The organism is Polaromonas sp., from assembly GCF_029945925.1.
Classification (GTDB): Bacteria; Pseudomonadota; Gammaproteobacteria; order Burkholderiales; family Burkholderiaceae_C; genus Polaromonas.
The window spans coordinates 50,794-75,379 of record NZ_JAQSDN010000007.1 but is presented as its reverse complement, the minus strand read 5'-3'; the positions used below and the strand labels follow the sequence as shown (position 1 = coordinate 75,379).

General features: G+C 63.0%; 24 protein-coding genes and 1 pseudogene. 12 read left to right on the top strand and 13 right to left on the bottom strand.

Annotated features, from left to right (window positions below):
- Positions 1-411: 411 nt before the first annotated feature.
- The 3 genes from PSV40_RS02285 to PSV40_RS02275 are packed head-to-tail and all read left to right on the top strand — an operon-like array spanning position 412 to position 2,920.
- The gene (locus tag PSV40_RS02285) at positions 412-876 is read left to right on the top strand and encodes a Spy/CpxP family protein refolding chaperone (RefSeq protein ID WP_300533636.1); all 465 of its coding nucleotides are present in this window, start codon (positions 412-414) and stop codon (positions 874-876) included.
- A 44-nt stretch (positions 877-920) separates the two neighbouring features.
- A complete protein-coding gene (locus tag PSV40_RS02280) occupies positions 921-1,610 on the top strand; it encodes a response regulator transcription factor (protein WP_300533633.1) in 690 nt (229 codons plus the stop codon).
- Complete coding sequence (locus PSV40_RS02275) at positions 1,607-2,920, top strand: ATP-binding protein (RefSeq protein WP_300533630.1); 1,314 nt, start codon at positions 1,607-1,609, stop codon at positions 2,918-2,920. Before PSV40_RS02280 ends, PSV40_RS02275 begins: the two co-directional genes overlap by 4 nt.
- Positions 2,921-3,105: 185 nt before the next feature.
- Here the strand turns inward: PSV40_RS02275 and PSV40_RS02270 are convergent, their stop codons facing one another.
- From PSV40_RS02270 to PSV40_RS02210, 13 genes and pseudogenes are all read right to left on the bottom strand, one after another.
- The gene (locus PSV40_RS02270; protein ID WP_300533628.1) at positions 3,106-3,954 is read right to left on the bottom strand and encodes a DMT family transporter; all 849 of its coding nucleotides are present in this window, start codon (positions 3,952-3,954) and stop codon (positions 3,106-3,108) included.
- Between the two features lie 48 nt (positions 3,955-4,002).
- Positions 4,003-7,608, bottom strand: a complete 3,606-nt coding sequence (locus tag PSV40_RS02265) for a DEAD/DEAH box helicase (RefSeq protein ID WP_300533626.1) — start codon at positions 7,606-7,608, stop codon at positions 4,003-4,005.
- Entirely contained in the window at positions 7,605-8,642 is a 1,038-nt protein-coding gene (lipA, locus tag PSV40_RS02260) for a lipoyl synthase (protein ID WP_300533624.1), read from the bottom strand. Before lipA ends, PSV40_RS02265 begins: the two co-directional genes overlap by 4 nt.
- A 23-nt stretch (positions 8,643-8,665) precedes the next feature.
- Entirely contained in the window at positions 8,666-9,373 is a 708-nt protein-coding gene (gene lipB / locus PSV40_RS02255; protein ID WP_300533622.1) for a lipoyl(octanoyl) transferase LipB, read from the bottom strand.
- Positions 9,370-12,048, bottom strand: a complete 2,679-nt coding sequence (locus PSV40_RS02250) for a DEAD/DEAH box helicase family protein (protein WP_300533621.1) — start codon at positions 12,046-12,048, stop codon at positions 9,370-9,372. Before PSV40_RS02250 ends, lipB begins: the two co-directional genes overlap by 4 nt.
- 148 nt (positions 12,049-12,196) lie before the next feature.
- A complete protein-coding gene (locus PSV40_RS02245) occupies positions 12,197-12,439 on the bottom strand; it encodes a hypothetical protein (protein ID WP_300533619.1) in 243 nt (80 codons plus the stop codon).
- 101 nt (positions 12,440-12,540) lie between these two features.
- Positions 12,541-12,864 (bottom strand): annotated as a pseudogene (locus tag PSV40_RS02240) (DNA methyltransferase); the annotation flags it as partial.
- Positions 12,865-13,125: 261 nt separating this feature from the next.
- Positions 13,126-14,235 carry a helix-turn-helix domain-containing protein gene (locus tag PSV40_RS02235; RefSeq protein ID WP_300533617.1) on the bottom strand — a complete coding sequence of 370 codons (1,110 nt, stop codon included), beginning with the start codon at positions 14,233-14,235 and terminating at the stop codon, positions 13,126-13,128.
- Positions 14,228-14,563 (bottom strand): type II toxin-antitoxin system RelE/ParE family toxin, encoded by a 336-nt coding sequence (locus PSV40_RS02230; protein WP_300533616.1) that lies wholly within the window; start codon positions 14,561-14,563, stop codon positions 14,228-14,230. The genes PSV40_RS02235 and PSV40_RS02230 overlap by 8 nt, the downstream gene beginning before the upstream one ends.
- A 150-nt stretch (positions 14,564-14,713) precedes the next feature.
- A complete protein-coding gene (locus PSV40_RS02225; protein ID WP_300533614.1) occupies positions 14,714-15,016 on the bottom strand; it encodes a DUF493 family protein in 303 nt (100 codons plus the stop codon).
- Positions 15,013-15,930, bottom strand: coding sequence for a D-amino acid aminotransferase (locus PSV40_RS02220; RefSeq protein ID WP_300533612.1), 918 nt, complete (start codon positions 15,928-15,930; stop codon positions 15,013-15,015). Before PSV40_RS02220 ends, PSV40_RS02225 begins: the two co-directional genes overlap by 4 nt.
- Positions 15,931-16,004: 74 nt before the next feature.
- Positions 16,005-16,577 (bottom strand): DUF2062 domain-containing protein, encoded by a 573-nt coding sequence (locus PSV40_RS02215; protein WP_300533610.1) that lies wholly within the window; start codon positions 16,575-16,577, stop codon positions 16,005-16,007.
- Positions 16,578-16,641: 64 nt separating this feature from the next.
- Positions 16,642-17,088, bottom strand: a complete 447-nt coding sequence (locus tag PSV40_RS02210) for a DUF4149 domain-containing protein (RefSeq protein WP_300533609.1) — start codon at positions 17,086-17,088, stop codon at positions 16,642-16,644.
- Positions 17,089-17,324: 236 nt separating this feature from the next.
- On the opposite strand from PSV40_RS02210, the gene PSV40_RS02205 reads away from it, so the two are divergent.
- From PSV40_RS02205 to PSV40_RS02165, 9 genes are all read left to right on the top strand, one after another.
- Positions 17,325-17,825 carry an ATP synthase subunit I gene (locus PSV40_RS02205; RefSeq protein WP_300533641.1) on the top strand — a complete coding sequence of 167 codons (501 nt, stop codon included), beginning with the start codon at positions 17,325-17,327 and terminating at the stop codon, positions 17,823-17,825.
- Between the two features lie 16 nt (positions 17,826-17,841).
- Positions 17,842-18,699, top strand: a complete 858-nt coding sequence (gene atpB / locus PSV40_RS02200; protein ID WP_300533607.1) for a F0F1 ATP synthase subunit A — start codon at positions 17,842-17,844, stop codon at positions 18,697-18,699.
- 63 nt (positions 18,700-18,762) lie between these two features.
- Entirely contained in the window at positions 18,763-19,011 is a 249-nt protein-coding gene (atpE, locus tag PSV40_RS02195) for a F0F1 ATP synthase subunit C (protein ID WP_096668784.1), read from the top strand.
- Between the two features lie 30 nt (positions 19,012-19,041).
- The gene (locus tag PSV40_RS02190; RefSeq protein WP_096668782.1) at positions 19,042-19,512 is read left to right on the top strand and encodes a F0F1 ATP synthase subunit B; all 471 of its coding nucleotides are present in this window, start codon (positions 19,042-19,044) and stop codon (positions 19,510-19,512) included.
- A 13-nt stretch (positions 19,513-19,525) separates the two neighbouring features.
- Positions 19,526-20,056 carry a F0F1 ATP synthase subunit delta gene (locus tag PSV40_RS02185; protein WP_300533605.1) on the top strand — a complete coding sequence of 177 codons (531 nt, stop codon included), beginning with the start codon at positions 19,526-19,528 and terminating at the stop codon, positions 20,054-20,056.
- A 61-nt stretch (positions 20,057-20,117) separates the two neighbouring features.
- Entirely contained in the window at positions 20,118-21,671 is a 1,554-nt protein-coding gene (gene atpA / locus PSV40_RS02180) for a F0F1 ATP synthase subunit alpha (protein ID WP_096668778.1), read from the top strand.
- 53 nt (positions 21,672-21,724) lie between these two features.
- Positions 21,725-22,591: a F0F1 ATP synthase subunit gamma gene (gene atpG, locus PSV40_RS02175; RefSeq protein ID WP_300533604.1), complete on the top strand. Its 867-nt coding sequence runs from the start codon at positions 21,725-21,727 to the stop codon at positions 22,589-22,591.
- A 40-nt stretch (positions 22,592-22,631) separates the two neighbouring features.
- The gene (gene atpD / locus PSV40_RS02170; protein WP_300533602.1) at positions 22,632-24,035 is read left to right on the top strand and encodes a F0F1 ATP synthase subunit beta; all 1,404 of its coding nucleotides are present in this window, start codon (positions 22,632-22,634) and stop codon (positions 24,033-24,035) included.
- Between the two features lie 3 nt (positions 24,036-24,038).
- On the top strand, positions 24,039-24,464 hold the full coding sequence (locus PSV40_RS02165) for a F0F1 ATP synthase subunit epsilon (protein ID WP_300533600.1): 426 nt from the start codon (positions 24,039-24,041) through the stop codon (positions 24,462-24,464).
- The last annotated feature ends 122 nt before the right edge of the window (positions 24,465-24,586 follow it).

Here is a 24,586-nt window from a genome sequence, read left to right as displayed (position 1 = left end):
CTCGCTCGAACTCGCCTTCGGCTCAAACAATCGCGAGCCCTGATCCGCTTTTGCCCGCGCTCCTCGGCCCAGCCCGACGGGTGGTGGGAACGAATGCGGGTTCGGATGCGGGGACATGACGCGCGAAGCGCGCCATGTCGGATTCACGGAGCTGTCATCTGTCATGTATGCACGCGCTTGCAGCACACGCGGCCAAATGAAGCTCCCCACCATCGCCCAGCGGGGCAAGGGGCGGGGGGAGGGAGTGGGGAGTTCAACCTACTGCCAGAGGCAGACCGCAGGCGCAGCGTGATGCCGGAATGACTTCGATGCCGAAACAAAGCGAAACACAGCGCAACCGGCATGAAACCCCCCGCGTCACCAGCACGCGCACCATGCAAGGCTTCATTCACTTCTTTGCAAGGTCACGTCATGAAATCCTTTCTCCGCAAAACATTGCTGGGTCTTTTCGGCGGTGCGCTCATCGTCGGCAGCCTGGGCGCGTGTTCGCATCGCGGTCCCGGCGGCTGGCAGTCCGGCACCGAGGCTTCGGCGGAGTCGCGTGCGCGCATGGTCGAAAAAATCGGCTCCCGGCTGGACCTGGATGCGGCGCAGAAGCAGAAGCTGGCGGTGCTGGCCGACAAGCTGCAGGCCCAGCGCGCGGCGCTGCGTGGTGCCAGTGATCCCCGCGCCGACATGCGCGCCCTGTTCGCGGGCAGCAAGCTGGACCAGGCCGGTGCCAAGAAGCTGATTGACGAAAAAACCGCCGCCCTGCAGGCCGGCGGCCCGGCGGTGATTGCCGCTGCCGCCGACTTCTTCGACAACCTGCGTCCCGACCAGCAGCAGAAGGTGCGCGAGTTCATGGAGCGCGGCCGCCGCTGGGGCCGCCATGGTTGAGCCGCTGGACGCGGTGCTTGGGCCAAAGTTCTTATGATGGCCGCATGCCCCGCATCCTGCTGATTGACGACGACGAACATCTGGCCGCACCGCTGGCGACTTACCTGGCGCGTTTCGGCCTGGTGCTCGACAGCGCCCTGCGACCCGGCCAGGGCCTGGCCATGCTGCGTGCCACGACTTACGACGCGGCCATTCTCGACGTCATGCTGCCCGAGATGGACGGTTTTGCGCTGTGCCGCGAGATCCGCAAGGAAAGCGATATTCCGGTGGTGATGCTGACCGCACGCGGCGACGTGATGGACCGGGTGGTCGGCCTGGAGCTCGGTGCCGACGATTACCTGCCCAAACCTTTCGAGCCGCGTGAGCTGGTGGCGCGCCTGCAGACCATTCTGCGGCGCCAGCGGACGGCGCCCGTGCCGGCGCGGCAACCGCGCCGGGTGTTCCAGGACCTGGTCATCGACCTGGAGGCGCGTGAGGTCTTGCGCCAGGGGCAGCCGGTGGACCTGACGGGCACCGAGTTCGAACTGCTCGCGCTGCTGACCGCCGAGCCCGGCAAGGTGTTCAGCCGCGACGACATCCTGAACCGGCTGCGCGGCCACGAGGCGGACCTTTACACCCGCGCCGTCGACATCGTGGTGAGCCGGCTGCGCAAGAAGCTGGAACCGCTCGACTGCATCAAGACCCTGCGCAATGCGGGCTACACGCTGGCCGTGGGCAAGGCCGCGGCGCCATGACACATGCACCGACCGCACCGGCGGCCCGCCGGCGCTGGCGGCATTCGCTGCGGCTGCGGCTGGTGACGGTGTTCCTGCTGCTGGCGCTGGCCATGGCGGCCGTGTTCATGGGCGGCATGCAGCGGATTTTTTCCACCGGCTGGCGCGATGCCGCCAGGCCGCTGGTGGCGGACTACATGGACCGGCTGGTGCAGGAGATCGGCACGCCGCCCGATGTGACCCGGGCCCAGGCGCTGGCCGAACGGCTGCCGATTGCCATCCGCATCGAAGGGCCGCGGGTGAACTGGCAGTCGCACCCGGACCGGCCGGAGCACCGCGAGCGCCCCGGCTTTGGCGGCCGCCCGGGGGACTGGCTCAGCCGCCCCACGGCCGACGGCCACCGCGTGAGTTTTGGCCTGGGCACTGTGCCCTGGCAGCGCGGGCCGCACAGCCCGGTCGGCTGGATCACGCTGGCGCTGCTGCTGGCCCTGATTGCCGCGGCCTATGCTTATGTGCGGCGCCTGCTGCGGCCGCTGGACGACATAGGCGCGGGGGCCGAGCGCTTCGGCCACGGCGACTTCGACACCCCGATCCCGCTGCGCCGGCGCGACGAACTGGGCGACCTGGCGCAGCGCATCAACACCATGGCGCGGGACATCAAGGGCATGCTGGACGCCAAGCGCGGCCTGCTGCTGGCGCTCAGCCACGAACTGCGTTCGCCGCTGACACGCGCGCGCCTGAATGCCGAACTATTGCCCATCAGCGCCGACGGCAGCGGCCCTGGCGAGCGCGAGCGCGCCGCCCTTCTGCGCGACCTGGGCGAGATGCGCGACCTGATCAGCGACCTGCTCGAAAGCGAACGCCTGGCCAGCCCGCATGCAACGTTGCAGCGCGAGCCGGTGGACCTGGCCGCGCTGGTGCGCGAGGTGGTGGCCGACATGCCCGACGCCGCAGCGGTGGCGCTGGACCTCGCAGCGGACCTGCCCGTGCTGTCGCTGGACCGCACGCGCATGCGCCTGCTGGTGCGCAACCTGCTCGACAACGCCCTGCGTTACAGCGCGGAGGCCGATCAGCCACCGCGCATCACGCTCACCCGCCAGGACGACGGTGTGCTGCTGGAGGTGCGCGATTTCGGCCCGGGTGTGGATGCCGAACAGCTGGCGCGCCTGACCGAACCTTTTTACCGCACCGACAGCGCGCGCCAGCGCGCCACCGGCGGTGTGGGCCTGGGCATGTATTTGTGCCGGCTGGTGGCGCAGGCGCATGGCAGCCGGCTGCAGGTGGACAATGCGGCGCCCGGCCTGCGTGTTCAATTGCTACTGAAAGAATAGCTGCTGGCGCCCGTGGGGTAAGGGCCCAGGCCCAATTTTTCGCAATTTTATTCATTGAAGCGCTACAGCCCCGTTCGCCCTGAGCTTGTCGAAGGATCGTCACAGTGCAAACAGGCTTCGACCCTTCGACTAGCTCAGAACAGGCTTCGACAGGCTCAGCCCGAACGGTTCAGCGAACAGTATTGCTATTTGGTGCGTGTGCCCAGCACGGCGGCGCCAATGATCATGGCCGCCGCCAGGCCGATGCTCCACGACAGGGCACGGCCACTGACCAGCATCAGCAAGGCGGTGGAGCCCAGCGGCGTGAGGTAACTCAGGATGCCGATTTGCCGCGCATCGCCGAGCTTGAGTGCCTTGTCCCAGAGAAAAAACGCCGCGCCCAGCGGGCCCAGCCCCATCACCGCGATCAGGGCCCAGTCGCGGCCCGACATGGCCACGGACGGTTCCAGCGCCCAGTGGCACAGCAGCGACAGAAGGCCAGAGACCAGGCCGAACAGGCCGATGGCCGCGGTCGGAAACGCCGGCACGCGTTGGCTGAGCAACGAGTAGCTCGCCCAGATGAAGGCCGAGGCGAGCGCCGGCAGGTAGCCCCAGGACCAGCCGCCGCCCTGGCCGCTGTTGCCACCGCTGCCGGCCCCCAGGATGGCAATGGCCGCGCCGGCAAAACCGAGCAGGGCGGCGGCCACATGCACCGCGCGCAGCGTCACACCGCGCAGGAACAGCGGCGCCAGCACCACCATGAACAGCGGCCACAGGTAATTGACGAGGTTGGCTTCGACCGGCGGTGCGTGGCGCAGGGCGATGAACAGCAGGAAGTGAAAACCGAACAGGCCGTAAACGCCCAGCAGCAGCGTGCTGGCCGGGATGCGCCATTGCCGCCTGTCTTTGAGCACAAAGGGCAGCGCCAGCAGGCTGCCGACCAGCAGGGCGATGCCGGTCAGCAGAAAGGGCGGAACGTGGCGCAGTGACACGCCAAGGGAGGCGAGGCTGGCCCACAGGGCGATGGCGCCCAGGGCGTACAGATTGGCGTGCATGGGCGTCAGCGTTGACGGTTCATGGTGGGTGATGGGCGCGCATGGTGTTCAGCCCAGCGGCTTGAGCAGCTCCGCCACATCGCTCTCGGTAAACAGCGGCTGCTTGCGTGCCTGCGAGGCGCTGTACATGCTCTCGGCCAGCGCCGCCTTGCGTTCCTGCAGTGCCAGGATGCGTTCTTCAATCGTGCCCTGGGCCACCAGCTTGTAGACCATCACGCGCTGGGTCTGGCCGATGCGGTGGGCGCGGTCGGTTGCCTGGGTTTCCACGGCCGGGTTCCACCACGGGTCGTAGTGGATCACGGTGTCGGCCTGCGTCAGGTTCAGGCCCACGCCGCCGGCCTTGAGGCTGATGAGAAACAGGGGCACCGCGCCCGAGGTGAAACGTTCGATGAGGGCGTCCCTTTTCTGGGACTGGCCCGTCAGCTTGACCCACGCGATGCCGCGCGCCTTGAGTTCATCCTCGATCAGTGCCAGCATGCTGGTGAACTGTGAAAAGAGCAGCACCTTGCGCCCCTCGGCCAGCAGCTCGGGCAGCAGCTCCATCAGCAGTTCGAGTTTGGCCGATTGTTTTATTTTTTTGGCGGCAGCCACCGGCACCAGGCGCGGGTCGCAGCACACCTGGCGCAGCTTGAGCAGCGCGTCCAGAATCTGAATCTGCGATTTGGCCAAGCCTTTGCTGGCCAGCGCTTCACGCACGGCGTTTTCCGTAGTCAGGCGGATGGTCTCGTACAGGTCGGCTTGTTGATCGCCGAGCTCCACGCTGGAAATCGCCACCTGTTTTTCCGGCAGATCCGTGGCGACATCGCTTTTATGTCGGCGCAGCATGAAGGGCGCCACGCGGCGGCGCAATTGCTCGGCGCGCTCGCTGTCTCCGTGTTTTTCAATCGGCGTGCGGTACAGGGTCTTGAACCTGGCCTGGCTGCCGAGAAAGCCGGGCATCAGGAAGTGAAACAGGCTCCACAACTCGCCCAGGTGGTTTTCCATGGGGGTGCCCGACAGGCACAGGCGATGGCGGGTGTTGAGCTCGCCGACGACTTGTGCCGCATGGCTGCTGGCGTTCTTGATGTTCTGCGCTTCATCGAGCACCACCAGGTGCCAGGGCTGCTCCAGCCAGCGCTCGCGGTCGCGTTGCAGCAGGGAGTAGGGCGCGATCACGATGTCGTGCCGGGCGATGTCGGCCGCCAGCGCGTGCCTGTCTTTGCCGTGCAGCACCAGGGCGCGCAGATCCGGCGTGAAACGTTCGGTCTCCTTGCGCCAATTGCCCATCAGGCTGACCGGCGCGATGATGAGCACCGGCAGGTCCAGCCGCCCGGCTTCTTTTTCAACCAGGATGTGTGCCAGGGTCTGCAGGGTTTTTCCCAGCCCCATGTCGTCGGCCAAAATGCCGGCCAGCCCATGCGTGCGCAGAAACTGCAGCCACACCAGGCCCTGCAACTGGTAGGGCCTCAAATCGGCCTTCAGGCCGGCGGGCGGGGCCACCTCGGGCAGCGCGTTGCGCCCGGCCAGCTGGCCCACCATCTTGCGCAGTCCATCGGCGCCTTGCCACCGGGTTCCGGCGCCAAGGGCCGCGCCCACACGCATGGCCTCCAGGCGCGACAGGCGCAGGGCCGCGCCATTGAAGTCACTGCCCTGCGTGCTGCTGCGGTCGCCCACCAGATCCAGCAGGGCTTGCAACCACGGGCGCAGCGGTTCGGTGGGCAGGCGCAACCAGCAGTCGCCTTCCTGCGCCAGATACACAAAAGGCGACAATTGCAGTGTGCTTGCTTCGGATGCCGTCGATGACCCGGGTGATCCCGACGCAGGGGCCTGACTGTGGCGGGCTGCGCCCAGTTGCGCCAGCAGCTCGGGCAGCAGCGGCAGGATGTTGCGACGCTGGCCGTCGATGAACATACCCAGGGACAAGTCGAACCAGGGCGACTGGCTGTCATCCTGGCCGTGGGCCGCATTCCGGGCCGCGGCGGGCGGGGGCGACATCTGTACCTCCAGCGCATCGGCCCTGGCAATCCGGCTGGCCAGGCCGGGTTCCGCGGTCACCACCAGGCCGGCCGCACGCAAGGCGGCGAAATCGTCATCCAGCCACTGCAGCCAGGCATGCTGACCGGCCGCGGAGTCGAAGGGACGGTAAAACCGTCCGGCCGTGTCTCCGGCCAGCCCCAGGCCATGCAGCGCCTGATGGGCGCCGCGTTCGGCAGCCAGGTCCCGGTACAGCTGAATGCGCCGGATACCTGGGTCTGCGTCGGCGGCACCGCCGGCTTGCTCCAGCAGCACCGGATTGTGCTCATGCAAGGCATAGTGCTGCAAGCCGGCGTAGTCAAAACGCAGCGTGGCGCGCAACAGGCCGAGCTGGTCACGCTCGTCGGCCGCAACGGTGCTGATGTGCAGGTGCGCCGTCGGTGTGATGCCCTCGACGCGCTCCGGCGCCTTCATGACAGGCGGCAGGGGCAGGCCCGCCAGACGCCGCAGCAAGGTGGTTTCGTGAAGTGCAAAAGCCGACTGCGGAATCGGTGGCGCCTTCATCAGCAGCAGCAAGTGCTCGCTGGACACCCCGGGCGTCTCCAGCAGGCCGCACAGCCCGGCGCTGGTGTTCAGGTAAAGGGGCGGCATGTTGGCAAAACACCGGGCGCCGCGCGCCTCATCCGGCAACTGCGGGGCCAGTGTCCACACCGGCTCGGGCGTCTGCAGCGTGACACCCGCCTTGCCCGCCTTTTTTTCCAAGGCTGTCCGGGCTGTCTTGTCTGGTTTGACTTCGCTCCAGCGCCATGCCAGGGGTTGCGGGGCGCCCCAGACCAGGGGCTGACCCAGGAAGCGGTCCTCGGTGCAGGAAAACAAGCGGCCGGTGCTGGAGGCCAGTTGCAGCGCCAGCAGGCCGGTCGGGCCAGCCACCAGCCCCTGGTTGGTGGAATACGGATAGGCGTAGGTACGGTCGGCCAGGCTTTCGATCAGGCGAACGATTTCCAGGTCTTCGCCGTCGGCGTTGTGTTCGCCGATGTAGCGGGGCTGTTTGAGTTTGGCCCAGTTGCCATTTTTCAGGCGGCGCGTCGTGCCAAAACCGAGTTGCAGTACGGGCTGCCCGTTCATCGTGGCCGGACTCAGCGTGAACACCATGTGCTCCTGCGCGTCGGCATGCTCCTGCCCGCGGCTGTCGTCAGCCGGCCTGTCGGCGCCGTCGTCGCCGAACAGGCCCAGCCACTGGCTGACCTTTTGCTGCGCCTGCCGGCGCTCCTGGTCGAGGCGGGCTTGCGCCTGCGCTTCCTGTTGGGCCTGCAGTTGGTCAGGGCTCAGCGCTGCGGCGGTCGGCTGGCCCGGGCGCTCGCCGCCGGGGCTGTCCCTGCGCATACCGCCTGATTTGTAGGCGGCCCTGAGTGTCAGCGCCACGCTGTGTTTGCAGTTGTGGCCCACCGGGCAGCTGCAGTCCGCGTCGAAAAAAACGATCTGCCCGTCGCCCGTCACTTCAAGCGTGACGGACAGGTCGTAAATCTCGCTTTTGCTGCCTTGCACGGCCCCGTTGATGGCCCACTCCTGGCTGCCCGCGCCAGAGAGTGTGCATTCCAGCACTTGCTGGTTGCGCAATACCTCCAGGCCGCGCTCAAAAGTGGCCGGCGGTACCCGCTGGCCCAGCGATTGCGGGTCCAGCAAAAACTTCGGCCCACTCATTGCGCCGTGATCATCCCTGGATCTCTATCGCCAACCCCCGCGGCGTGGGCCTGCTGGTCGGCGTGGTAGCTGGAGCGCACCATGGCACCGACGGCGGCATGGGTGAAGCCCATCTTGTAGGCCTCCTGCTCGAACATCTTGAAGGTGTCGGGGTGCACGTAGCGGCGTACCGGCAGGTGGCTGGTCGAGGGCGCGAGGTACTGGCCGATGGTCAGCATGTCGATGTGGTGCGCGCGCATGTCGCGCATGACCTGCAGGATTTCCTCATCGGTCTCGCCCAGGCCGACCATGATGCCGCTTTTGGTCGGCACGTCCGGGTGCAGGGCCTTGAATTTTTTCAGCAGGTTCAGCGAGAACTGGTAGTCCGAGCCGGGGCGCGCTTCCTTGTACAGGCGCGGCGCGGTTTCCAGGTTGTGGTTCATCACGTCGGGCGGCGCGGCTTTGAGGATCGCCAACGCGCGGTCGTCGCGGCCACGGAAGTCGGGCACCAGGATCTCGATGGTGGTCTGCGGCGACAGCTCGCGGATGCGCGTGATGCAGTCCACAAAATGCTGGCTGCCGCCGTCGCGCAGGTCGTCGCGGTCCACGCTGGTGATCACCACGTACTTGAGCTTGAGCGCGGCAATCGTCCTGGCCAGGTTCTCGGGCTCGTTGACATCGAGCGGGTCAGGCCGGCCGTGGCCGACGTCGCAAAACGGGCAGCGGCGTGTGCACTTGTCGCCCATGATCATGAAGGTGGCCGTGCCCTTGCCGAAACATTCGCCGATGTTGGGGCAAGACGCTTCCTCGCACACCGTCACCAGCTTGTTGCTGCGCAGGATGTCCTTGATTTCGTAAAAACGTGTGCTCGGGCTGCCGGCCTTGACGCGAATCCACTCGGGCTTTTTGAGCAGCTCGCCGGGCACCACCTTGACCGGGATGCGCGACAGCTTGGCCGCCGCCTTCTGCTTGGCCAGCGGGTTGTAGGCCTCCTGGCTCTGGACGTCGCGAACCACGGGGCTGGTGGCGGGGGTGACAACTTCAGGTGTGCTCATGGTGTGTTGGTGTTTCTGTCGGGTCAGGGTGCCAGGTAGGTGACGAGCTTGTGGCTCAGCACGTCCGCGGCCTCCTGCCAGCTGGCCGATACCCCGATTGTAGAAAGGTCTGTGGTTTGCAGCCCGGCATACCCACAGGGGTTGATGCGCGAGAAGGGTTCAAGGTCCATCGCCACATTGAGCGCGACGCCGTGGTAAGTGCAGTGCCGGCTGACCTTGATGCCCAGCGCGGCGATCTTGCCCAGGCCGCGGAAAGGGTCGGCCGGGCTCTGCGGGCCGCTCAGCGCCGCGTGGGAGGCCGGGTCCGCGAGACGGACATAAATGCCGGGCGAGCCCGTCACGCGGTGCCCGGTCACGCCGAAATGCGCCAGCGTCCGGATGACCGCCTCCTCAATGCGGTAAACATACTCCTTGACGAAATACCCGGCGCGTTTCAGGTCGATCAGCGGGTAGGCCACCACCTGGCCCGGGCCGTGATAAGTGACCTGGCCGCCGCGGTCGGTCTGCACCACCGGAATGTCGCCGGGGGCAAGCACATGGTCAGGCTTGCCGGCCAGCCCCTGTGTGTACACCGGCGGATGCTCACAAATCCATAGCTGGTCGCGCACGTCCTGATTGGGCTGGAGGCCGATTTGGCTTGAAGTGTCATGGCGGCTGGCGGTGAAGGCCTGCATTGCTGCAAAGGTGGGCAGGTAGTCCACCCGGCCCAGGACGCGGACTTCCATGCTCATGCCAGCAAGGCGTCCAGCTGCTGGGACATGCTCAGGCCGTCGCGCTCTTTGACAATCTGACCGAAAAGGCAGCGGTTCGCGCTTTTGCGCGCCCACAACTCGCCAATCTGGCGCTTTTCAATTTCATACGGGTCATTGACCAGGTGGGCGCCTTTGTATTCGACCACCGCGATGCGTCCGTCCATCAGTTCGGCTACAAAGTCAGGGAAAAACCGGCCTTTCGATGTTGCCAGCGCAAAACCACAGGGCGCGGTGGTGAGATTGCGAACCCAAAGTTTGACTTTCGGATGGTTGTCCAGCAACTGGGCGCATAAAAATTCCTCGCCGCCGTCTTTCAAATCCGCCTGCACCGGGTAGAAGTGCTTGTTGAACTGGTAGCGCCCCGCGTAGCGCGACCCCGCGGGAACCGGGTAACGGTTCGCCTCAAACAGCAGGGGCCTGCTCCAGTCCGGTTCGATGTCCCAGATTTCTTCAAGCACCAGCTGTCGGAATTGCGCCTTGGCCGCCTTGTCTTTCAGGTCGCCGACGCGCGCCTCGATGTCCTGCGCCAGCTTGAAGCGCACCTTGGCCAGCGTCACCAGCGGGATGCCACGCTCGTGCATCAGGTGGCCGACGACCGCTGCGAAGTAACTGCTGCGCTGCCCCTGCGTGAACTCCGGCAGTTTTTGAAACAGGGACTGATCCAGCCAGCGCACGAGGTCATCCGCCGTGATGGTGCTGGAGCCGTAGTCAAACGCAATCTGGCTCGCATCCGCTGCGCGTAGTTGAACACGGGCGTCCTTCAGATAGATCTCAAAGGTGTTGGACTGCTCGACCACCTGAAAGCCCGGCAGTTGTATGGCTTCGGGCGTCAATAGATCCAGCTCCACGGCTTCCAGCACCGCCTCGCGTTCCAGTGGCCAGAGCTGGCCCTGCGGCGTGCTGCGGTAGCCCAGCGTGGGAATCGGCGCGAAACGCTCGCCGCGTGATGCCGGGGCGCGTTGTGCGGCCACCAGCGCGTTGTGCTGCGCCACCTTGTCGCGTACCTGTTCCTGCTTTTTGGGGCCACGGACCTGCGCCATCAGCAGGGCTTCAACTTCCGCACCGATGTGCCCGGTCACCACCAGGGTCTGCTCGCCGGCAACCTGCACCACCTCAATACCTGGCGCCGCCTGCAATTCCGGTGGAACCGAGCCCGCTACAAAATTGGTAGCTACTGGCGCAGGTACGAAGGGGGATAGGGGTTGATTTTGATCAAAAAGCGGCAGTGTGGACTGCTGCACCACCATGGACGCCACATCCAGCGCTTCAAACCCCATGTTGTTGATCAGTCGGTCCGCCAGTTCATGGGCGGCTGTTGAAAACTTGGCCTCGCACACGTGGGCATAGGCCCGGTTCAGCGCCTCGCGCCCGCGCCGGCTTGCGTAAGGCATGCGCAGCACGCGGCCCAGTAATTGCTCGACCGCCGTGGCACTGGAGAGCTTTTGCAGCGAGCAGAGCACGTAGGCAAACGGGCAGTCCCAGCCTTCGCGCAATGCCTGCACGGTGATCACATAACGAACCGGGCAGTCGCGCGCGGCCAGGTCCAGGCCTTCCAGTTCGCGGGTGTCTCCGGTGGCGACCTTGATCTGCTCTTTGGGAATATGCAGCTCTTCTTCAAGATGCTTACGCAAAGCTGCAGGGGGCACTTCGTCGTTGTCGTTCTGCGCCTGAAACAGCACGATGGGGCGTACATAGCCGTTACCCGCCGCTTCGTCTTTCAAGGCCTCGCCTTCCAGCGCGCGCTGGCTTTGCACGGCCGCAAATACCGCTTGCTGCCAGCCCTGCGGGTGCTCGGCCAGCGCAATCGGCAGCTTGATCATGCTTTCCGCCGCCAGCTCTTGGGCGCTCACGTGGTACAGCACATTGGTTTTGCTGGGGATGGGCGTGGCTGTCAGCTCCAGAATGGCGCTGGGGTTGAGGCGCTTGAGGGCCGTAAAGCTTTTGTCGGTTTTGGTGTTGTGGGCTTCATCGACGATCAACAGCGGCTCGTGCAGCGCCAGCCAGTTGGTCAGGCTCCAGCGCGGCTGGCCCACAAAGCCGCGCAGCACACCCGTGCTGTCAGCCGCCGCCTCTTCGGCGGTCACGATGGCATCCGGCAAATCGTGCAACACGCGCAGGCGCTGCGCTTCGCAGCCTTTGAAATGCCTCTCAAAACTTTCCGAAAAGCTGTACACATTGCGCTTGTCGGTGTCGTCAATGCGAAAGCTCTGGATCGTCGCCACCACCACCACGGCGCGCTGGCCCCAGTCGGACGGCGCAATGTTGGCCAGGTCTTCCAGCACGCAGACCCGCACGCCAGCGCCATAACTTGCCTCCAGCGCTTCGCGGTAGGGGTGGCCCGCCGTCTGCAGTGCCTTGAGTGTCTGGCTGCGAATCGTGTCGCTGGGCACCAGCCACACGGCCACGGGCGCATCGGTCGCACGCCATTCCTGAGCCAGCACATTCACAGCATGCGCCGCCATCAGTGTTTTGCCGCCGCCCGTGGTAATGCGCAGGCAAATGCAGGGCACCTCGCCAAACGGGTCCGGGTTGTAGGGGCGCCCCACCTGTTCTCCAAAAGCCAGGGCCGGGCCTTTGAGCTGGGCAGAGCGGGCAAATGCCCGCAGCGCGTCCAGGGCGGCTTGTTGGTAGGACTTGAGGGTCAGGGTTGACATAGAAGAGGTGGTGAATTGGATAAAGTTAGGCTGAGCTAATGCGGAAATCGAATGTAAGTTGTTGATTTTTAAGGACTAAATTTTCCTGGCGGGTGGCTGGATTGGATTAGTGAATTCTTCCGTGCGGTGTGTTTATCCAATTCAGGAGCTACTTCTTGAGCTGCCATTTTGCCGCCCGGGTCGCTCCTCCAACATTCTCAATCTGCTGGTCGCGGGCCATTTCCTGCAGCAAATTCTTGATGTATTCCTTCCGTCGCAAGCTTCCGTCGATGGACGCCGGAAGCTTGGATAGCAGCAGATCGTTGATCTTCTGGCGAGGTTGCGCCCCCAAGGCCAACAAATCGAGCACCAGCCCTTTGTAATGTTTGGCATCCAGGCCTTTGTTATTCACATAGCTGACTTCTTGCCCTGTCGCCACCGCCACTTGTGCCGAAATGAAAACTTTGGCGCCACGACCGCCCACGAGGTTAGGTGTACAGCGGTGCTGTTGGGAGAAAAGCGCTTCTGCCAGATCACATTAGCCACAAAATTCCCGCGTCCAAACACCTCATCCATCAAGACCTTGAGGTAGTGCCCTTCGTTGTCATCAATCGTCACCCAGATGGAGCCGTCTTCCCGCAGCAACTCGCGCAAAAGCTGCAGGCGCGGCAGCATCATGCTCAGCCACTGGGCGTGTTCGAGGTTGTCGTCGTAATGTTCGAACGCGCTTTTGGTGTTGTAGGGCGGGTCGATGAAGATGCATTTGACCTGGCCGCGGTAGAAGGGCAGCATGGCCTTGATCGCTTCGAGGTTGTCGCCCTGGATCAGCAGGTTGTCGGTGATCTCTGTTCGGGCTGTGCTGATCGAGGCCAGGGACCCTTCGACAGGCTCAGGGCGAACGGAGGAGGTGGGCTCAAGGGGAGTGCTGAGGAGCTCGGCCTGAGCGGGCTGGGTTGGTGCGGGTTCCGCCGCGGGCGTTCCAGATTTTGCAGCCGGCGTGTGGACCGAAACTTCTTCCAGCAGGCGGTAAGGCACACGCGCCGAAGTGGTGAAGGCCTGGGCGCGGTTAAGCCAGTCGAGGGTGGGCATGTAGCGTACTTACTTCGCGGCGATTTGGTAGCGATCTTTCAGCTGGTTCATGGGGCTGGCCCAGGCAACCAGTCCCATATGCTGAAGGCATCCCGTCACGATACCGGGGTGAATATCGACCTCCTTCGCAAATTTGTGCACGCCGGCGACGGTAAGCTCAATCTGACCAAGGCGTTTACGGTCAGCGGATGGAATCAGTACGTCAGCCGCAAACTGATCTGCCTCCTTTTCTTCTTTGCTCTCTGCCGCCGAGCCTGAACTGGCGTCGTCCAGAAACACTGCTTTTTTGGGGTGCTTGAGGATATGGGCCATTTCATGAAAAAAACTGAACCAGAACACATCATTCCATTTGCCCAGCAGTGACAGCTGTATCAACGGACGGTCACCCAGCCAACGAGCAACGCCACTGACGTGGGTGCGCGGGAAGGGCGGTACAAAAGCCAACACCACACCAGCTTCAGCGCACCGTGCCCGCAAGCCGGCGCCTATTTCTGCCGCAGGTCGGGTGCTGAGTGATCGAAGGTCTGCGATGCTAGCTTGCAACTTCTCCGCGCTGAAGGCAGGAATATCCGCTTTCAGTGCCTGCAGCTCACCGAGACGCAGCCAGGCGGTGATGGCGGCGTTGTCGGTTTGCTTGGCGGGATTGGCGCGGCGGAATGCCGCTTGCACGCGGTCGTACTGTCCGTGCCAGCCTTCCGGTGATGCGACGCCGAAGAAGCAAAGAGCTGGCTCAATCAACGACGCCTTGAACGATTCCGTTAAGCGTCCTGCAGGCAAATGTCCGGCGTCCTGCAATTGCTTGATAGGAAACTTGTTAAGCCAGTCGAGCCGGCTTTCTGCTCGATTGGCATCACGTAGCCTGGCCATGTATTCACGGTACCGGGACTCGCGAGCAAGCCAGAAATGTGCAGGGGTACCCAGCACGCGTTCGAGTTCCAGCGCGGTGTCTTCCGTAATTTCTTTGGTACCCAGCACCATCTCATTGACGGCATTGATGGGGCGGCCCATACGGCGCGCCAATTCGGCCTGCGCAATGCCGCGTTCTTCAATGAGCTCGGCCAAGGTGTCGCCTGGCGGAGAAACCTCAACCGGGCGGTAGCTCAAGTTTTGTTCAGTCATGGTAGTTCACCAATTCAACGATATAAATGCTGTCGATGGCTGGCCAGTCAAGGCCACCATCGGGTTTGGCGGGTGGAGGCTGCTTTTGCGGTTTCACAATGAGCCGCAGGCCTCCGTGCAGGTGCGCCGAGAACTGCCCGAGACGGTCGCCTTTAAGTTCTTCCCAATGCCCGGGCAGGCTGCGCATGTCTTCCATGGACTGCGCAGCGTCAAGATCGTCCAGTCGGCGCTTGAGTTTTTTGGCGTTTTCGGGGCCATGTGCCTTGGTGACTTGTTTCGAGCTTTCAAAAAACTCTTTGTCTTTGGCGTTGAAAAAGTCGATTTTCAAATTATTATCCACCCTTGGGATGGATGATTATATCGAAATTGCCAAATCGCAAAGACTTAATTTCGGCAGCGATTTCTTTCACAAGGGCGCTGCCAAAGCCCCATATGAAAGAAATCAATCTGATTTTTTCATATAGGGCAGGGTTTCCGCCTAGAGCACCACTTTGACCATCGGGTGCGTGGACAGCGTGCTGTACAACTCGTCGAGCTGCGCCCTGGAGGTGGCGGTGACGGTGATGGTCACGCCCAGGTATTTGCCGCCCTTGCTTTCGCGCAGCTCGATGGTGGTCGCGTCAAACGTCGGGTCGAACTGATGGGCGACCATGGTGATGGCATGGACCAGGCCGTCGACCTTCTCGCCCATGACCTTGATGGGAAACAGCGAGGGGTACTCGATCAGCGATTCCTGGCGCGGCGTTTCGGGTGGCGCGGGCGGTTTGGGCGGGGTGTTCATGCCTTCTCCGCCGGCGCCTGTTTGGCGCGCTGGTAGGCCGCGTGCAGCTTCGCGTAAACCGGGCCGGGCTGACCTTGGCCGACGGGCTTGCCGTCGAGCGAGGTGACGGCCAGCACCTCCTTGGTCGCCGACGACAGCAGCAGCTCGTCGGCGGCGAAAACTTCTTCGCGCTTGACCCGGCGCAGTTCAAACGGGATGCCGGCATCGCGGCAGATCTCCTCGATCAGGCCGTAACGAATGCCTTCGAGCACCAGGTTGTCCTTGGGCGGGCCCATCACCTTGCCGCCCTGGACGACCCAGACGTTGCAGGCGGCCGCTTCACTGAGGAAGCCGTCGCGGAACATCACGGTTTCCACCGCGCCCACGTCGGCGCTGATCTGGCGCGCGAACACCGCGCCCAGCAGGCTGGTGCTCTTGATGTGGGCCTTGCTCCAGCGGAAGTCGTCGGCGGTGACGCAGGCCACGCCGTGCGCGCGCTGCTCCGGCGTCGGTGGCTTCATCGTGTTGGTCATGACAAACACGGTGGGCGTCAGGTCGGGCGGCATCACATGGTCGCGCAGCGCCACGCCGCGGGTGATCTGGATGTAGACCAACTGGTCGGTTTTTTCCGGCGAGGTGTGCATCTGCAGCGCGTAGTCGGCGACCAGCTTGAGCGTGACCTCGCGCCACTGGGCGTGGGCCAATGGATTGGCGATGCGCACCTCCGCCAGGCTGCGGTCCAGGCGTGCCATGTGCTGTGCAAAGCGGAAGGGCTGACCGGCATACACCGGCACCACTTCGTAGACGCCGTCACCGAAGATGAAGCCGCGGTCCATCACACTGACCTTCGCGTCCCGCAGCGCGGTGAATTCGCCGTTGAGGTAGCAAGGTGTGGCGGGCAGGGGCGTGATCGAAGCGGGGCTGGAAGTGCTCATCATGGCGCTCAAAAAAAGGGGTGGGGGAGAGGATTGTCGCGCAGGCTGTGTTTCGCTATTTTCGGGTGGCGGTACTAACGGCCATGGCGCTGGACACGCCGCTTGAACCAGACGCGAAAGCGCCAGATGAGGTTGACCAGCACATAACCGCCGGCCGAGCCGACGACGGCAAAAATGGCCATGCCGAGCACGGCCGGCCAGCCAAAACGTTCCAGCCAGCCCATGACATCAAAGCCGGCGCTGGCTGACGCCGCCTCCAGTGCTGCGCTGCCGGCTTCCACCTCAAGGGGCGAAATCCCCAGGATCAGGCTGCCCAGCTTGTAAGCCAGCCAAAGCCAGAAGCCGATGGTGAACGGATTCGTGATCAGCGTCATGCCGGCAGCCACCGGGATGTTGCCGCGCCACCAGATGCAGTGGACGGCGGCCACCAGGATCTGGGCGACAGGCAATGCAAACGCCCAGAACAGGCCGATGGCCACGCCGCGGGCCACAGCCTCGTGTTGCACATGCCAGAGCCCGGGTTCGCGCAGGTGATGTGCCACCGGCTTGAGCCATGGGTGAGCCGCCAGCGTTTCGCGGCTGATTCCTTTGGTGAAGCGGTCCGTCCAGGAGCGAGGTGGCGGGCTGCGTTTTCTGCGTGTGCTCATGGCCGCGCCCTGACCGCAGGACAGCGTGTTTCGTCCATCGTCATCGCGCTGACAGCATGCACCCTCAGACCCAGAAAATCACGGCCGCAATGGCCAGGGCGCCGAGCACCAGGTTGCTCATGGCCAGGGTGGCGATCTGGCCCACACGGCGCCCGCCTTCGGGCCAGTCCGCGGCGGCCACCGCCAGTTTCAGGCGCCGGTAGGGGCCAAAATAAAGGTGGCCGAACAGCGCGAACATCAGCAGGCCGATGCCGAACATCAGGTGCCAGCCCAACGGCGCGTTTTTCATGCCGACAGCCAGCAGCATGGCCAGCCCGGTGAGCAGCAGCAGCGCTATGGCGGGCCAGACCAGCACGAAAAACTTTTGCAGGACCAGGGTCATCAGCGGCAGGCGCTGCGGTGGGGGCAGCTGCGCGGCGGCGGCAGGCCGCAGCGCAAAAAGCATGAAGCTGATGCCGCCCAGCCACACGATGGCGGCGGCGATATGGAGAAATTTCATCAGGGCAGGCATGCGGAGGTCTTTCAAAAACGGCGTGCTGCAAGAGCGGGGATGCCCCGCCTGTGGCGGGAGATGCAACGGCCGGAAAGTGGATTGTCGCCTGCAAAACGTCCCCCTGCGGACCGCGCGGCCATGCCTCCCGCCAAAGTTTGGTGCAGAGACTTTCCGACGCGGGCGGGTTTCTACGTATAATCAAGGGCTTTGCTAATAACCGGCCTGTAACCTGTTCGTAATTTGTGATGGTCAAAATGACAGATTCGGTGGTTCTTCCGTCGGCAAAGGCTCCGACTCAGGTAACTGAGGCGGGTGAAGAAAATTTCAAGCCGCTGACGCGCGAAGAAGCGCAGAAGCTGCGCGAAGCCAGTCCTTCGCTGTCGCCCTGGTGGGTGGTGGGCGGGCAGCTGGTGGCCGGAGTCCTGGTGGCCTGTGTTGTCTGGGCTCTGACCGGAAGACAAAACGTGGCCTGGTCGGCGTTCTACGGCGCGCTGGCGGTGGTGATCCCCGCGGCGCTTTTTGTGCGCGGGCTGACCAGCAAGGTGTCTTCCATGAATGCGGGCGCTGCGGTGCTTGGGTTCTTTTTATGGGAAATGGTCAAGATAGGCCTGACGATCGCGATGTTGTTCGCGGCGCCGCGGCTGATTGAAGATTTGAGCTGGCCTGCCATGTTGGCAGGCCTGATAGTGGCGATGAAAGTGTATTGGGGTGTGCTCTGGTTCAAGCCCAAGCGCCCCGGTGTCCACCCAACTTAACGAGACGAGTAGATAGATGGCTTCTGCAAACGGACCTACCGCCGGCGAATACATTGGTCACCACCTGACCCATTGGCAAAACAAGCCGATGAGCGGTGTCATTGACTTCTCGGTGTACAACCTCGACTCCATTTTCTGGGCCTTGCTGCTCGGCGTCGTCGGCAGCTTTTTCCTCTGGAAGGCCGCGCGCGCCGCGACCGCTGGCGTGCCGGGCCGCTTCCAGGCCGCCGTCGAAATCCTCGTTGAGATGGTCGACAGCCAGGCCAAGGGCATCATCAACAATGCACAAAGCCGCAAGCTGGTAGCGCCGATGGCGCTGACCGTGTTTGTCTGGATTTTCCTGATGAATGCGATGGACCTGCTGCCCGTCGATCTGCTGCCCAAAATCTGGGAAATGGTGTTTGCGGCTACAGGCCGTGATCCGCACCACGCCTACATGCGCGTCGTGCCGACCGCCGATCTCTCCGTCACCCTGGGCCTGTCGGTCTCCGTGCTGCTGATCTGCATTTTCTACAACATCAAGATCAAGGGTTTTGGCGGCTGGCTCCATGAGCTGGTCAGTGCGCCGTTTGGCGGGCATCCCATCCTGTGGCCTTTCAATTTCGTGTTCCAGATCATCGAGTTCATTGCCAAGACCGTGTCTCACGGCATGCGGCTGTTCGGCAACATGTATGCCGGCGAGCTGGTCTTCATGCTGATCGCCCTGATGGGTGGTGCTGCTGCCATGTCGCTGCCGGGCATCCTGCTGCCGATCGGCCACGTGCTGGCCGGCACCGTGTGGGCCATCTTCCATATTCTGATCATCACCTTGCAGGCCTTCATCTTCATGATGCTGACCCTGGTGTATGTGGGCCAGGCCCACGATCATCACTGAGTTTGTCAGTCTGGTTTTTCTTTCTTTTGTTTGTTAGTTAACTTAAATCCATAGGAGCTTTAAATGGAAAACGTTCTCGGTCTCGTCGCATTGGCCGCTGGCCTGATCATTGGCCTGGGCGCTGTCGGCGCATGTATCGGCATCGGCATCATGGGTAGCAAATACCTCGAAGCAGCTGCCCGCCAGCCTGAGCTGATGAATGAACTGCAAACCAAGATGTTCCTGCTCGCAGGTCTGATCGACGCCGCGTTCCTGATCGGTGTCGGTATCGCGATGATGTTCGCGTTTGCCAATCCCTTTGTGCTGAAGTAATCGTCACAACCCCGACAGAAAGGCGTTGCCGTGAGTATTAATGCAACCCTGTTCGTCCAGGCGATTGTTTTCGCGATCCTGGTGTGGTTCACAATGAAATTTGTGTGGCCGCCCATTACGAAAGCGCTGGACGAGCGTGCCCAAAAAATCGCTGAAGGCCTCGCTGCCGCCGACAAGGCCAAGTCCGAACTCTCCGTTGCCAACAAGCGCGTGGAAGAAGAGCTTGCCAAATCGCGCAATGAGTCGGCCGTGCGTCTGGCTGAAGCGGAGCGCCGCGCCCAGTCCATGATCGAAGAGGCCAAGGCCAAGGCTGCGGAAGAAGGCAACAAGATCATTGCCGCTGCCAAGGTCGAGGCCGAGCAGCAGACCGTCAAGGCCCGTGAGACCCTGCGCGAGCAGGTCGCCGCACTGGCTGTCAAGGGTGCCGAGCAGATTCTGCGCAAGGAAGTCAATGCCGGTGTGCATGCTGACTTGCTGGGCCGCCTGAAGACCGAACTTTGAGAGGGGTGTCACCATGGCCGAACTAGCCACCATTGCCCGTCCTTACGCTGAAGCCCTGTTCAAGGCCTCCGGGCCTGACCTGGGCGGCACCTCGACCTGGCTCGATGAGCTGGCGGCCGTAGCAAGCAATGTCCAGTTGCAGCAGTTTGCCGGCAACCCCAGCGTGACGGCGTCGCAGACGTTCGACGTGATCGCCGGTGTTGTCAAGGCGACGCTGCCGGAAGCTGCGAAGAACTTCCTGCGCGCCGTGATTGATAACGGCCGCATCAGCGTGCTGCCGGAAATTGCCAGCCAGTTCCGCGCATTGAAAAATGCGAAGAGCGGTTCGTCCGATGCCACCGTGTACAGCGCATTTGCGCTCGAGGGTGCGGCACTGGCCGATCTGGCCGCGACGCTGGAGAAGCGCTTTGGCCGCAAGCTCAACCTCGCGGTGGAGCTGGAGCCGGCCCTGATCGGCGGCGTGCGTGTCGTGGTGGGTGACGAGGTGCTGGACACCTCGGTGAAAGCCCGTTTAGAGCAAATGAAAGTGGCGCTGATCTCTTGAGCTGGCGCCAAGGCGCAGCACCCAGGTTTTTAGCCAACAACATAGAAAGAAGGAAAGAGTCATGCAACTCAATCCCGCAGAAATTTCTGAACTGATCAAGAGCCGTATCGAAGGCCTGACTGTCAGTGCCGACATCCGTAACCAGGGTACCGTTGTGTCGGTGTCCGACGGCATCGTCCGCGTCCACGGCCTGTCCGACGTGATGCAGGGCGAGATGCTGGAATTTCCGCCTACGGCGGACGGCACGCCCACCTACGGCCTGGCGCTGAACCTTGAGCGCGACTCGGTCGGCTCGGTGATCCTGGGTGAATACGAACACATCGCCGAAGGCGACACCGTCAAGTGCACGGGTCGCATTCTGGAAGTGCCGGTCGGTCCCGAGCTGCTTGGCCGCGTGGTCAACGCCCTCGGCCAGCCTATCGACGGCAAGGGCCCGATCAACGCCAAGATGACCGACGTCATCGAAAAGGTCGCACCAGGCGTGATTGCCCGTAAATCGGTCGACCAGCCCCTGCAGACCGGCCTGAAGTCCATCGACTCCATGGTGCCCGTCGGCCGCGGCCAGCGCGAACTGATCATCGGCGACCGCCAGACCGGTAAAACGGCTGTGGCGATTGACGCCATCATCAACCAGAAGGGCCAGGGCGTCTCCTGCGTTTACGTCGCGATTGGCCAGAAAGCCTCGTCGATCAAGAACGTGGTGCGTTCGCTGGAGCAAGCCGGCGCGATGGATTACACCATCGTCGTGGCAGCTTCGGCTTCCGAATCGGCTGCCATGCAGTATGTCAGCGCCTATTCCGGCTGCACCATGGGCGAGTACTTCCGCGACCGCGGCCAGGACGCGCTGATTGTGTATGACGACCTGTCCAAGCAGGCTGTGGCTTACCGCCAGGTCTCGCTGCTGCTGCGTCGTCCGCCAGGCCGCGAAGCCTATCCCGGCGACGTGTTCTATCTCCACAGCCGTCTGCTCGAGCGCGCTGCACGCGTGAACGAAAAATACGTCGAAGACTTCACCAAGGGTGAAGTCAAGGGCAAGACCGGTTCGCTGACGGCCCTGCCGATCATCGAGACGCAGGCCGGCGACGTGTCCGCCTTCGTGCCGACCAACGTGATCTCGATCACCGACGGCCAGATTTTCCTGGAAACCAGCCTGTTCAACGCCGGTATCCGCCCCGCCATCAACGCCGGTATCTCGGTGTCGCGCGTCGGTGGTGCTGCCCAGACCAAGCTGATCAAGAATCTCTCCGGCGGTATCCGTACCGATCTGGCCCAGTACCGTGAGCTGGCTGCGTTTGCGCAGTTCGCCTCCGACCTGGACGAGGCCACCCGCAAGCAGCTGGACCGCGGTGCCCGCGTGACGGAACTGCTCAAGCAGGCGCAGTATTCGCCTCTGTCCATCTCCAACATGGCCTCGACGCTGTTCGCAGTGAACAAGGGCTTCATGGACGATGTCGAGGTCAAGAAGGTCCTGGCTTTTGAAGCCGGCCTGCACAGCTACCTCAAGGACAAGCACGCTGCACTGATGGCCAAGCTCGAAGCGGCCAAGGCGATGGACAAGGACGCCGAGGCAGAGATGACCACGGCCGTGGCTGCGTTCAAGAAGTCGTTTGCCTGATCCGGACCTGAAGACATCAAAGCCCAGGGCTTAGAAACCATTTAGGAAGCAATATGGCAGCAGGCAAGGAAATACGCGGCAAGATCAAATCGGTGGAAAACACTCGCAAGATCACCAAAGCCATGGAAATGGTGGCGGCCTCCAAAATGCGCAAGGCGCAGGAACGGATGCGCGCTGCCCGACCTTACAGCGACAAGATTCGCAACATCACGGCCAATCTGGCCCAGGCCAATCCCGAGTACACCCATGCCTTCATGCAGGCCAACGATGCCAAGGCCGGCGGCTTCATCGTGGTCACGACCGACAAGGGCCTGTGCGGCGGTTTGAACACCAACCTGCTGCGCCAGGTCACGGTCAAGCTCAAGGAAATGCAGGCGGCGGGTCAGGGCATCCAGTCGGTGGCCATCGGCAACAAGGGCCTGGGCTTTCTGAACCGGATCGGCGCGCAGGTGGTGTCGCACGCGACCCAGCTGGGCGACAAACCCCATCTGGACAAGCTGATCGGGCCGGTCAAGGTGCTGCTGGATGCGTACAGCGAGGGCAAGATCAATGCGGTTTACCTTTGCTACACACGCTTCATCAACACCATGCGCCAGGAGCCCGTGGTCGAGCAGTTGCTGCCGCTGACGGCAGACCGGCTGCAGGCTGACAAGGATCAGCACGGCTGGGACTACATCTATGAGCCTGATGCACAGACGGTCATTGACGACCTGCTGGTCCGTTACGTCGAAGCGCTGGTTTACCAGGCGGTCGCCGAAAACATGGCGTCCGAGCAGTCGGCCCGCATGGTGGCCATGAAGGCCGCGACGGACAACGCCGGCAGCGTGATTGGCGAACTCAAATTGGTTTACAACAAAACGCGTCAAGCGGCGATCACGAAAGAACTTTCGGAAATCGTCGCCGGTGCCGCAGCGGTTTAAACCGCGATTCAAGATTTAAAGAACGGAAAAGGACTCAATCATGGCTCAGGCTCAAGGCAAGATTGTTCAGTGTATTGGTGCTGTGGTGGACGTGGAATTTGCGCGCGACCAGATGCCCAAGATCTATGACGCGCTCAAGATGGAAGGCTCCGCGCTGACGCTGGAAGTCCAGCAGCAGCTGGGAGACGGCATCGTGCGCACCATCGCGCTGGGCACCTCGGACGGCCTGCGCCGTGGCAACGTGGTGTACAACACCGGCGCCAACATCACGGTGCCCGTGGGCAAGGCCACACTGGGCCGCATCATGGACGTGCTGGGTGCGCCGATTGACGAGCGTGGCCCCATCAGCCAGGAACTCACCGCCCCGATTCACCGCAAGGCCCCGGCTTACGACGAGCTGAGCCCTTCGCAGGAATTGCTGGAAACCGGCATCAAAGTGATCGACCTGGTGTGTCCGTTTGCCAAGGGCGGCAAGGTCGGCCTGTTCGGCGGCGCCGGCGTCGGCAAGACCGTGAACATGATGGAGCTGATCAACAACATCGCCAAGGCACACTCGGGTCTGTCCGTGTTTGCCGGTGTGGGTGAACGTACCCGCGAAGGCAATGACTTCTACCACGAGATGGCCGACTCCGGCGTCGTGAACCTCGAGAACCTCGGCGAGTCCAAGGTCGCGATGGTGTACGGCCAGATGAACGAGCCCCCAGGCAACCGTCTGCGCGTCGCGCTGACCGGCCTGACGATCGCCGAGTCCTTCCGCGACGAAGGCCGCGACGTGTTGTTCTTCGTGGACAACATCTACCGCTACACGCTGGCCGGTACCGAAGTCTCCGCGCTGCTGGGCCGCATGCCTTCCGCCGTGGGTTACCAGCCGACGCTGGCCGAGGAAATGGGCCGCCTGCAGGAGCGTATTACCTCCACAAAAGTTGGCTCCATCACTTCCATCCAGGCCGTTTACGTGCCAGCCGATGACTTGACCGATCCATCGCCAGCGACCACGTTTGCCCACCTGGACTCCACCGTGGTGCTCTCGCGTGACATCGCTTCGCTGGGCATCTACCCTGCCGTGGACCCGCTCGATTCGACCAGCCGCCAGCTCGACCCCAACGTCGTCGGTGAAGACCACTACGCCACGGCCCGTGCCGTGCAGGGCACGCTGCAGCGCTACAAGGAACTGCGCGACATCATCGCGATTCTGGGCATGGACGAACTGGCGCCTGAAGACAAACTGGCCGTGGCCCGTGCCCGCAAGATCCAGCGTTTCCTGTCGCAGCCTTTCCACGTGGCTGAAGTGTTCACCGGTTCGCCCGGCAAGTACGTGACCCTGGCTGAAACCATTCGCGGCTTCAAGATGATCGTGGCCGGCGAGTGTGATCACCTGCCGGAGCAGGCGTTCTACATGGTCGGCACGATTGACGAGGCGTTCGAGAAGGCCAAGAAGGTCTAAATCATGGATACCTCACACACCATCCATGTCGATGTTGTCAGCGCGGAAGAGTCCATCTTTTCCGGCGAGGCCAAATTCGTGGCTTTGCCGGGCGAGGCGGGCGAGCTGGGGATCTACCCACGCCACACCCCGCTGATCACCCGGATCAAGCCCGGTGCTGTGCGTATTGAAAAGGCCGATGGTTCGGAAGAGTTTGTTTTCGTGGCCGGCGGCCTGCTCGAAGTGCAGCCCCACTGTGTCACGGTGCTGTCCGACACCGCCATCCGCGGCAAGGACCTCGACGAAGCCAAGGCCGCCGCCGCCAAGGCCTCCGCAGAGGAAGCGCTGAAAAACGCCAAGACCGATATTGATATCGCGATGGCTCAGTCCGAGCTGGCCGTGATGGCGGCGCAGATTGCAGCCCTGCGCAAGTTCCGCCAAAAGAAATAAGCTTCGCCGGTTTCACCGGTTCGCGTTAAAGCCCCTGCCGAAAGCCAGGGGCTTTTTTACTGCGCGATCGGCGCGGCCATGTAGGTCCTTGCTGACACCACAAGCACCTTGCGCCGTTCAGC

Bases quoted from the DNA above. Each gene is read 5' to 3' on its own strand.
- lipB (WP_300533622.1), bottom strand. From the start codon at position 9,373: ATGAGCATGGAAGTCCGCGTCCTGGGCCGGGTGGACTACCTGCCCACC.
- PSV40_RS02220 (WP_300533612.1), bottom strand. From the start codon at position 15,930: ATGAGCACTTCCAGCCCCGCTTCGATCACGCCCCTGCCCGCCACACCT.
- PSV40_RS02215 (WP_300533610.1), bottom strand. From the start codon at position 16,577: ATGAGCACACGCAGAAAACGCAGCCCGCCACCTCGCTCCTGGACGGAC.
- PSV40_RS02205 (WP_300533641.1), top strand. From the start codon at position 17,325: ATGACAGATTCGGTGGTTCTTCCGTCGGCAAAGGCTCCGACTCAGGTA.
- PSV40_RS02275 (WP_300533630.1), top strand. From the start codon at position 1,607: ATGACACATGCACCGACCGCACCGGCGGCCCGCCGGCGCTGGCGGCAT.
- PSV40_RS02210 (WP_300533609.1), bottom strand. From the start codon at position 17,088: ATGCCTGCCCTGATGAAATTTCTCCATATCGCCGCCGCCATCGTGTGG.
- PSV40_RS02185 (WP_300533605.1), top strand. From the start codon at position 19,526: ATGGCCGAACTAGCCACCATTGCCCGTCCTTACGCTGAAGCCCTGTTC.
- PSV40_RS02250 (WP_300533621.1), bottom strand. From the start codon at position 12,048: ATGTCAACCCTGACCCTCAAGTCCTACCAACAAGCCGCCCTGGACGCG.
- PSV40_RS02165 (WP_300533600.1), top strand. From the start codon at position 24,039: ATGGATACCTCACACACCATCCATGTCGATGTTGTCAGCGCGGAAGAG.
- PSV40_RS02285 (WP_300533636.1), top strand. From the start codon at position 412: ATGAAATCCTTTCTCCGCAAAACATTGCTGGGTCTTTTCGGCGGTGCG.
- atpE (WP_096668784.1), top strand. From the start codon at position 18,763: ATGGAAAACGTTCTCGGTCTCGTCGCATTGGCCGCTGGCCTGATCATT.
- PSV40_RS02280 (WP_300533633.1), top strand. From the start codon at position 921: ATGCCCCGCATCCTGCTGATTGACGACGACGAACATCTGGCCGCACCG.
- lipA (WP_300533624.1), bottom strand. From the start codon at position 8,642: ATGAGCACACCTGAAGTTGTCACCCCCGCCACCAGCCCCGTGGTTCGC.
- PSV40_RS02235 (WP_300533617.1), bottom strand. From the start codon at position 14,235: ATGACTGAACAAAACTTGAGCTACCGCCCGGTTGAGGTTTCTCCGCCA.
- PSV40_RS02265 (WP_300533626.1), bottom strand. From the start codon at position 7,608: ATGAGTGGGCCGAAGTTTTTGCTGGACCCGCAATCGCTGGGCCAGCGG.
- atpB (WP_300533607.1), top strand. From the start codon at position 17,842: ATGGCTTCTGCAAACGGACCTACCGCCGGCGAATACATTGGTCACCAC.
- atpA (WP_096668778.1), top strand. From the start codon at position 20,118: ATGCAACTCAATCCCGCAGAAATTTCTGAACTGATCAAGAGCCGTATC.
- atpG (WP_300533604.1), top strand. From the start codon at position 21,725: ATGGCAGCAGGCAAGGAAATACGCGGCAAGATCAAATCGGTGGAAAAC.
- PSV40_RS02270 (WP_300533628.1), bottom strand. From the start codon at position 3,954: ATGCACGCCAATCTGTACGCCCTGGGCGCCATCGCCCTGTGGGCCAGC.
- atpD (WP_300533602.1), top strand. From the start codon at position 22,632: ATGGCTCAGGCTCAAGGCAAGATTGTTCAGTGTATTGGTGCTGTGGTG.
- PSV40_RS02225 (WP_300533614.1), bottom strand. From the start codon at position 15,016: ATGAACACCCCGCCCAAACCGCCCGCGCCACCCGAAACGCCGCGCCAG.